This window comes from Burkholderia sp. BCC1988, from assembly GCF_905339895.1.
GTDB lineage: Bacteria > Pseudomonadota > Gammaproteobacteria > Burkholderiales > Burkholderiaceae > Burkholderia.
Map to the genome: position 1 here is coordinate 1 of NZ_CAJPHA010000099.1, position 284 is coordinate 284.

1 pseudogene is annotated in these 284 nt (G+C 65.1%); it reads left to right on the forward strand.

Annotation, left to right across the window (positions count from 1 at the left end):
* Nucleotides 1–284 (forward strand): annotated as a pseudogene (locus U4012_RS35735) (phosphomannomutase/phosphoglucomutase); the annotation flags it as partial.

The following is a 284-nucleotide window of genomic DNA, read 5'->3' on the forward strand; positions in this document are numbered from 1 at the left end:
TTGATGTGGAAGACGGGCCATTCGCTCGTGAAGGCGAAGCTGCGCGAGACGGGCGCGCCGCTCGCGGGCGAGATGAGCGGCCACGTGTTCTTCAAAGATCGCTGGTACGGTTTCGACGACGGTCTCTACACGGGCGCGCGCCTGCTCGAAATCCTCGCGAAGACGGCCGATCCGAGCGCGCTGCTCAACGCGCTGCCGGACGCGATGAGCACGCCGGAACTGCAGCTCAAGCTCGAGGAGGGCGAGAACTTCCGCCTGATCGAGAAGCTGCAGCAGGAAGCGAC